Origin of the sequence: Providencia vermicola (genome assembly GCF_020381325.1) — a bacterium.
Taxonomy (GTDB): Bacteria; Pseudomonadota; Gammaproteobacteria; order Enterobacterales; family Enterobacteriaceae; genus Providencia; species Providencia vermicola.
This window is the reverse complement of sequence record NZ_JAGSPI010000002.1, coordinates 52,056-60,256: the sequence shown is the minus strand read 5'-3', so window position 1 is coordinate 60,256 and position 8,201 is coordinate 52,056. Positions and strand designations below refer to the sequence as shown.

The following is an 8,201-nucleotide window of genomic DNA, read 5'->3' as shown; positions in this document are numbered from 1 at the left end:
AAGGTAATGATATGGATAACCAGCAAGAGATGACCGCAGTAACCATTACGTTAAATGCGAGATTAGAACCTGTTAGGCGTGCAGATTTAGAAGATGCATTTGATGAAGTCATGAAAAGTCTGGGTAAGGATATTCATGTCACAGGTGGCGGCACACTATTAGGTGATAATGGTGAAGCACAGGAATGTGATATTGAATTGGCCATCGCTGACGCAAGTGATGAAAATATTAGCATGATAATCCAGCTATTTACCTCAATGCTAGCGCCAAAAGGGTCTCGTTTATTTATTCATGGTGAAGATGTTCGTATCGACTTTGGTGAGCACGAAGGTTTAGCCGTTTATTTTAATGGTACAGAGCTTGCTGATGAAGTTTACGAAAATGGTGACATTAACGACGTTTTTGATGTATTAGATGACGCAGTTGAAGATATTGGTAGCATTCACGGCGTGTGGGATGGCCCAACAGAAACGGCATTCTACTTCTATGGTAGCTCTTTTGCTGAAATGGAAGCGGCAATAAAGCCGCATTTAGAGGCCAATCCGCTTTGTGAAAAAGCAAGAATTGTACAGATTGCTTAATTAAGTCGATATTAACGAGTTAATAATATGCCCCCAAATTAGACATCCATGAATAATTTGGGGTATTAACTGCACTAACCAACACTTATTCTATTGTAAATAGAGAGGGTTACTTATCAGATTGGCTCTTTAGATCCAAGATCAAAATTTTAGAGCGGCGTTGGTAATTATATAAAGCTTGCTTTTTCAATGGCAGCATCTCAATTTCAGCAGGGGTAAAACCACGCTCTTGGAACCAATGGATACTACGAGTCGTTAATACAAATAGTTTATCTAAGCCTAATTGTTTTGCCTGTACTGCAACACGGTGAAGTAGCTCCTCTCCTCGAGCAGAACTACGGTAATCCGGGTGAACGGCAACACAAGCCATTTCCCCTAGCTTTTCTTCCGGGTATGGGTAAAGAGCAGCGCAAGCTATCACTAAATTATCTCGTTCAATAATCGTGAATTTATCGATTTCCATTTCAAGTTGTTCCCGTGAGCGGCGAACAAGTATTCCTTGCTGCTCTAAAGGGCGAATGAGTTCTAAAATGCCCCCAATGTCATTGATATTTGCACGGCGAATTTGTTCAGCACTTTCCATTACGATTTGAGTACCAATACCGTCACGAGAGAATAATTCTTGAATCAGCGAGCCATTTTCTTGATAGCTTAATAGGTGGCTACGACGTACCCCACGGCGGCAAGCCTTTGCTGCGCCACGCAGGAAACGTACAGTTCCAGAGTAGTAATCCCCTTCAGATTCAAGTTCTTGAATTCTGTTTTCTGCTTCATTAGGGAACAATTCAGATAAGATATTCCCCTCTTTATCTGCGACACCTTGAGAGGAGCAGAAACCGATCAGTTTCTCGGCCTTCATTTTTACAGCGAGTTGAGTCGCAATTTCTTCTGAGGTCAGATTAAAACTTTCCCCAGTAACGGAAACCGCAACAGGGCCAATTAAAACAATAGAACCATTATCTAATTGATTATTAATGGCTTCTTCATTGATGCGGCGGATTCTTCCACTGTGGCAGTAATCAACGCCATCATCGATACCAAGTGGCTGTGCAATGACAAAATTACCACTGACTACATTAATATGGGCACCTTGTAATGGTGTATTACTTAAACTCATTGATAAGCGAGCGGTAATATCAAGCTGTAATGCACCAGATGCCTGCTTAACATATTCAAGTGTATTCGAATCAGTCACACGGGTATGTTTGTGGTAAACCGCATCATATTTGTGCTCTGCTAGAATATCCTCAATCTGAGGGCGAGCACCATAGACCACAATAATTCGGATCCCTAAACTATGTAATAATCCTATATCATTGACAATACTTGGGAAATTCTCATGCGCAATCGCTTCACCACCAAGCATAATGATAAAATTTTTGCCGCGGTGGGCGTTTATATAAGGTACCGAATGGCGAAACTCATCAACCAACTCGGTGCTGCGCTCTTTCATAACAACCCTCTTTAATGAATTTTTATTCGTTAATAATGTATTTTTATTCTTTTTGGCGAAAAATATCAAGTAAAAGATGGTATAAAAAATAACAAATATATTTTTAAGAGTTACATATCTTTAAATATAAATGTGTATTATTAATGACAGAGAGCACATGATTAGTTAGAGTGCTTATTTCTGGCCAATTAATTGGCATATAGTCTAATATCAATTTATTTTTCAGTTCTAGGTTCGGAATTATTGATGAGTCAGCAAGATCACAGCCCATCTAAGCGCCGTTTTATTCAAGGCGCCGCCGCAGTTATGTTACTGAGCGTTAGCCCATTCGGTTTTTCTGCTAATAGCAGCGTGATTGCTGTGCGTATTTGGCCTGCATCGAGTTACACTCGTGTAACGCTTGAATCAAGCGTTCCGCTAAAGTACCGCCAGTTTGTGCTGAATAATCCAGAGCGGATTGTTGTTGACCTTGAGGGCGTACAGTTAAATAACGTACTTAAGCAGATGGGAACTCAAATTCAAACACGTGACCCTTACCTCAAATTGGTTAGAGTGGGGCAATTTGATCCTAAAACCGTACGCCTTGTTTTTGAAGTGAAAAATAAAGTGACCCCACAATTCTTTACCATGTCGCCTGTGGGGGAGTTTAAACACCGTTTAGTCCTTGATTTCTATCCAGGTAAAGGTGTGGATACTAGCGATGATCCATTATTAGCATTACTCGAGGACTACAATAAAGGTGACCTCGAAGAAAGTATGCCAGTGCAAGCGAAAAAACCAGGTAAAGCAGGGACGGATCGCCCAATTATTATTATGATTGACCCTGGGCACGGAGGGGAAGACCCTGGTGCGATAGGGAAATATAAAACACGTGAAAAAGATGTTGTTTTGCAGATTGCACGGCGCTTAAAAGCGTTGATTGATAAAGACCCTAAAATGCGTGCATACATGACACGTAATGAGGATGTGTTCATTCCTCTTAAAGTGCGTGTTGCAAAAGCACGTAAGATGCAGGCTGATTTATTTGTTTCAATTCACGCAGATGCATTTACTAATCGTTCAGCACATGGCTCATCGGTGTTTGCATTATCGACTAAAGGAGCAACCAGTAATACGGCTCGCTACCTTGCTCAAACTCAGAATGAGGCCGATTTAATTGGTGGTGTAAGTAAGAGTGGTGATGTGTATCTTGACCACACAATGTTGGATTTAGTCCAGACAGCAACGATTAATGATAGTTTGAAATTTGGCGATGAAGTACTCAAACGTATGGGGAAAGTCAACCGATTACACAAAAATAAGGTTGATCAAGCTGGGTTTGCGGTACTCAAAGCACCTGAAATTCCATCAATATTAGTTGAAACCGCGTTTATCAGTAACTTAGAAGAAGAGCGTAAGCTGAAGACGGCCAAGTTCCAACAACAAATGGCAGAGTCTATCTTTGAAGGAGTAAAAGCTTACTTCCGCAATGGTGGTGAGTTAGCGATCCGCAACTAGCCATAATGAACGGTAAACAAACAGGTGATAAGCAAAAAGCGAGTCGCCTTTTTTATTTGTAAAAATAAATGCGGTGATTAATATTTTTGAGAGTGTGGTGCTAGGAGAAGAAATGGTTGCGGGGGCTGGATTTGAACCAACGACCTTCGGGTTATGAGCCCGACGAGCTACCAAGCTGCTCCACCCCGCGACTGAAGAAGTAAAAAAATTGGTTGCGGGAGCTGGATTTGAACCAACGACCTTCGGGTTATGAGCCCGACGAGCTACCAAGCTGCTCCATCCCGCGACTGAATTCTTTACAACGTTTTGATTTTTTTACTACTTTACTGATTAACTCAGTATTGGTTGCGGGGGCTGGATTTGAACCAACGACCTTCGGGTTATGAGCCCGACGAGCTACCAAGCTGCTCCACCCCGCGTCCGATAGCGGGCACTATACTCGGGATGAGATCTGATGCAAGTTTTTTCGTGTTTTTTTTTCATTTTTAGCACTCTACAGAACAAAATACGCACGTTATGCTTATTTTTTGAACTTTGAAGGGGCGGTAAAGAAAAATAATTTAACTAAATATGTTTACTCGTTTCATTCCCATTTTGGGTTTGCTATTGTGCGTTTCATATTGGATGGTGGGTTGTATTTGGATGGTGGAGCATGAACTTAGAATTAATGAAGGTAATTAATATGCTATCGGTGAAAAAATGGTCAGCAGTAAATAAGTGGATAGTCACAGGTATCTTTTTTTCATTGTTGGCAGGATGCCAAACTCACCCAACGGATAAAGGCCAACAATACAAAGATGGTCGTCTTGTTGAAGATTTACAGAAAGTTAATCAGGTAAATGTTCAAGGTAAACCAATAAACGCCCCTGACTTTAATCAACAAATTATTGAAATTAAAAATGCATCTCCGCGTTTATTCCAAAACAACCGTGATACCTATCATGCAATTGAAAATTGGTTAATGGCTGGTGGAAACCCGGCACAGCTCGCCAACTTCAATTTATCGGCATTCCAAATGGAAGGGGCTGATAATTACGGGAACGTTCAATTTACGGGGTATTACACACCTGTTATTGAAGCAAGACGTTCACCACAAGGGGAATTTCGCCATCCATTATATGGCATGCCCCCAAAAGGGAAATCGCGGTTACCTAGCCGAGCTGCTATCTATAATGGCGCTTTGAGTAATAACCTCATTTTGGCTTACAGTAATTCCGCTGTAGATAATTTTATGATGGAAGTTCAAGGGAGTGGCTATGTCGATTTTGGTGATGGTAGTCCGCTGAATTTCTTTGGGTATGCGGGGAAAAATGGACACGCGTATAAAAGTATCGGTAAAGTTCTTGTTGACCGTGGCGAAGTGCCATTAAGCCAAATGTCTTTACAAGCTATCCACGATTGGACAAATAGCCATAGTGAGCAAGAAGTTCGTCAATTATTGGAGGAAAATGCATCGTTTGTTTTCTTCAAACCACAATCTTTTGTACCAGTAAGAGGCGCTAGCGCAGTTCCGTTGATAGCAAAAGCGTCAGTTGCGTCTGATAAAACCTTGATCCCAGCAGGAACGGCATTGCTGGCGGAAATTCCTGTTTTAGATGGTAATGGTAAATTTACGGGGCAATACGAAATGCGTATGATGGTTGCCTTGGATGTAGGGGGAGCGATTAAAGGCCACCACTTCGATATTTACCATGGAACAGGCCATGACGCAGGCAAAATGGCTGGCTTTTATAACCATTATGGACGCGTCTGGGTGCTGAAAAAGAGTCAGCCCCTTTTTGGTGCAATGTAATTACCGTCTTAACTAAGGTTGTTTGTTATTATGCAAGCTGAGCTTTCAGATGCTTGGATGCAGCGTTTTGCTGGGATCGGGCGTTTATATGGGCAAAAAGCCCTTCATCTTTTTGCGCGCTCTCATGTCTGTGTCGTCGGTGTGGGGGGGGTTGGTGTATGGGCAGCTGAGGCATTAGCTCGTTCTGGGATTGGTGCAATCACCTTAATTGATATGGATGATATTTGCGTCACGAATACTAACCGTCAATTACATGCTATTAAATCAACCGTTGGCTTACCGAAGGTTGAGGTGATGAAAGCGAGGATTTTGGAGATTAACCCAGAGTGTGTGGTGAATGTCATTGATGATTTCATCACTGTCGATAATGTCGCTCAGTACTTCAGTACGGGGTTTGATTACGTTATTGATGCAATCGATAGTGTTCGGCCTAAAGCGGCACTACTGGCTTATTGTAGGCGATATAAAATCCCTATAGTCACAACCGGTGGGGCTGGTGGTCAAATAGATCCCACACAAATACAAGTGGTAGATCTGGCGAAAACTATTCAAGACCCATTAGCGGCAAAGCTTCGTGAGCGGTTAAAGTCGGACTTTAATGTGGTTAAAAATGGTAAAGGCAAGCTAGGAATTGATTGCGTGTTTTCCACGGAACAGCTTGTTTATCCACAAAGTGATGGCAGTGTCTGCGCTGCAAAAAGTACTGCAGAAGGTTCAAAAAGAATGGATTGTGCATCAGGTTTTGGGGCAGTCACCATGGTCACAGCAAGCTTTGGCTTTATTGCTGTAGCACATGCGTTGAAAAAAATGATGGCGAAAGCCCAAAGAGATGCAGAAAAAAACATTAAATAGTGAAGAGGCTATTGCGATAGATAGCCTCTTTCGTTGATTAGGCAGGCGTCATTTCATTGGAAATATTTCGAATTGCCGTAATTAATGATTGAATACCATTTTGACGAGATTCGCTGAGCTGACTAGGCAAGCCTGTTTGTTCCAACAATTCAGTGAAATCGAATTCCATAATTTCTTTCGCTGTTTTTTGTTCAATAGCAGCTAATAAAATCGCAAAAAGCCCTTTTACAACGCGGCCTTCACTGTCGCCATAGAAATGGAAAGTTTCATCATCATTGAGTATTGCGCCAATCCACACTCGGTTTTCACAGCCTTTCACTTCTTGAGTTTGTTGTTTCTCATCATCAGTTAGTGTAGGTAATTGTCTCGCTAATTGGATAAGCAAACGGTACTTATCTTCCCAGGCTTTATGTGTGGAAAACTGTTCAACTATTTCCTGAATTTTAATCTCTGTACCAAAAGGGTGCGGAGCAAGCTCATATTTAGTCGAAGTCATTAGGCTTCCTTTTTATCTTTAGTATTGATTTAGTCATTGAGTATTGAAAGTGAGCGAGTAACTGCATTAATAAGTTTATCAATATCTTGTAGGTTATTATATGGCATCACAGAGATGCGTATGCAGCCACTAATATTCAAGGCATCCATTAAAGGTTGAGCACAATGTTGTCCATAGCGTAATGCAATATGCTGTTCAGTCAAGAGCACACCTAAATCGCTATGGTGAATACTTTCAAAATTGAATGAAAGTAATGGTGAATTAGGCACACTATAACCAATAAAACCAGGAATGCGTGAGAGTTTTTTATTGGCTTGTTCGATAAGTGAGCAAGTATAAGCTTCTGCTTGTACTAAATCGATAGATCGAATCCACTCAAGAACGGCTGAAAAAGCAATAACGCCAGCAATATTAGGAGTGCCTGCTTCAAAACATTGAGGAATGGGGGCTGGCGTGAAACCTTCAAAATTCACCTCAGTCAACATTTTTCCCCCGCCGTGCCAAGGGGCCATGGCTTCTAATAATGCGGTTTTTCCATAACAAACACCAAGGCCTGTAGGGCCATACAGCTTATGGGCGGAAAAAACATAAAAGTCGATATCTTCAGCACTAACATCAATAGGGCTGTGTACAGCGCCTTGTGCGCCATCAACGATAACCAGGGCACCTATTTGATGGGCGAGATGAGTGATTGCTGATAAGTCAGGCTGAAAGCCAGTGACGTTCGACATTTGTGTAATAGCAATGGCTTTGGTTTTGTTATTCAGCAGTGATTTTAGCGTCGCTAAACTGAGTGAGGCATCTTGTTCGATGGGCCATTTTATAATTTTAGCGCCAGTTTGCTTAGCAACTATCATCCAAGGTAATAAATTTGAATGGTGTTCTATTTCGCTGACAATGATCTCATCACCGGCTTGTAAGATTGGCCGAAAATAACTCTGAGCAATCAAATTAATCGACTCGGTGGTACCTCGTGTCCAAATTATATTATTTTCACTGGCGGCATTAATAAATTTTGCCGTTCGAATACGGCCTAATTCATAATCGCGAGTTAATTTTAATGACTCTGGTGATTGACCGCGGTAAACCGAGCTACCAGATAAGCGATAGTAATCATTTGAAGCCTCAATCATTGCAATTGGTTTCAATGCAGTTGCTGCACTATCAAAAAATAATGTTGAGGAATTTATTGCAGGAAATAATTGGCGAAATGCGGTAGCGCTAAAATGATCCATAGGTTTTTTCTTTTTAGTCAATAATTATCTGTGTTATCTGATAGTTGTGGGTATTGTCTACAGAGATGTACATTTATCCGTACATTATTGATTATTTTTTGATTAATTTAAACTTGTCATTTTCAATCAAAACATTGAAATATTTTGTTACGTTTGGTATTACTTATTAGCAATATCAAAAGTAAATTTTTTTGGGTGATTCCGTGTATTGCACCGCAAAGTAATCCTTTTTGTTTGAGAGTTCTTTTTTAGAAAGCATAAACTGAATTATTTTCAGGAATTATCTTAAATATCT

General features: G+C 40.9%; 7 protein-coding genes and 3 tRNA genes. 4 read left to right on the top strand and 6 right to left on the bottom strand.

What is annotated here, in order from left to right; genetic code table 11:
• Positions 1-11: 11 nt before the first annotated feature.
• Positions 12-581, top strand: coding sequence for a hypothetical protein (locus KDJ85_RS02875; RefSeq protein WP_225818398.1), 570 nt, complete (start codon positions 12-14; stop codon positions 579-581).
• A gap of 109 nt (positions 582-690) precedes the next feature.
• Here the strand turns inward: KDJ85_RS02875 and argA are convergent, their stop codons facing one another.
• Positions 691-2,034 carry an amino-acid N-acetyltransferase gene (gene argA / locus KDJ85_RS02870; RefSeq protein WP_225818397.1) on the bottom strand — a complete coding sequence of 448 codons (1,344 nt, stop codon included), beginning with the start codon at positions 2,032-2,034 and terminating at the stop codon, positions 691-693.
• A 246-nt stretch (positions 2,035-2,280) separates the two neighbouring features.
• On the opposite strand from argA, the gene amiC reads away from it, so the two are divergent.
• Entirely contained in the window at positions 2,281-3,531 is a 1,251-nt protein-coding gene (gene amiC, locus KDJ85_RS02865) for an N-acetylmuramoyl-L-alanine amidase AmiC (RefSeq protein ID WP_225818396.1), read from the top strand.
• Between the two features lie 113 nt (positions 3,532-3,644).
• On the opposite strand, the gene KDJ85_RS02860 is transcribed toward amiC, so the two are convergent.
• The 3 genes from KDJ85_RS02860 to KDJ85_RS02850 all read right to left on the bottom strand — a co-directional run bounded on the left by KDJ85_RS02860 (position 3,645) and on the right by KDJ85_RS02850 (position 3,950).
• Positions 3,645-3,721, bottom strand: a tRNA-Met gene (locus KDJ85_RS02860).
• A gap of 19 nt (positions 3,722-3,740) precedes the next feature.
• Positions 3,741-3,817: transfer RNA gene (locus KDJ85_RS02855), tRNA-Met, on the bottom strand.
• A gap of 56 nt (positions 3,818-3,873) precedes the next feature.
• Positions 3,874-3,950: transfer RNA gene (locus KDJ85_RS02850), tRNA-Met, on the bottom strand.
• A 263-nt stretch (positions 3,951-4,213) separates the two neighbouring features.
• Between KDJ85_RS02850 and mltA the strand changes: the two genes are divergently transcribed.
• Both mltA and tcdA read left to right on the top strand, forming a co-directional pair.
• The gene (mltA, locus tag KDJ85_RS02845; RefSeq protein ID WP_225818674.1) at positions 4,214-5,323 is read left to right on the top strand and encodes a murein transglycosylase A; all 1,110 of its coding nucleotides are present in this window, start codon (positions 4,214-4,216) and stop codon (positions 5,321-5,323) included.
• A gap of 30 nt (positions 5,324-5,353) precedes the next feature.
• Complete coding sequence (tcdA, locus tag KDJ85_RS02840) at positions 5,354-6,175, top strand: tRNA cyclic N6-threonylcarbamoyladenosine(37) synthase TcdA (protein ID WP_225818395.1); 822 nt, start codon at positions 5,354-5,356, stop codon at positions 6,173-6,175.
• Positions 6,176-6,212: 37 nt separating this feature from the next.
• Here the strand turns inward: tcdA and csdE are convergent, their stop codons facing one another.
• Both csdE and csdA read right to left on the bottom strand, forming a co-directional pair.
• Positions 6,213-6,671 (bottom strand): cysteine desulfurase sulfur acceptor subunit CsdE, encoded by a 459-nt coding sequence (csdE, locus tag KDJ85_RS02835; RefSeq protein ID WP_225818394.1) that lies wholly within the window; start codon positions 6,669-6,671, stop codon positions 6,213-6,215.
• Positions 6,672-6,700: 29 nt separating this feature from the next.
• Positions 6,701-7,906, bottom strand: a complete 1,206-nt coding sequence (csdA, locus tag KDJ85_RS02830; RefSeq protein ID WP_225818393.1) for a cysteine desulfurase CsdA — start codon at positions 7,904-7,906, stop codon at positions 6,701-6,703.
• Positions 7,907-8,201 lie beyond the last annotated feature (295 nt).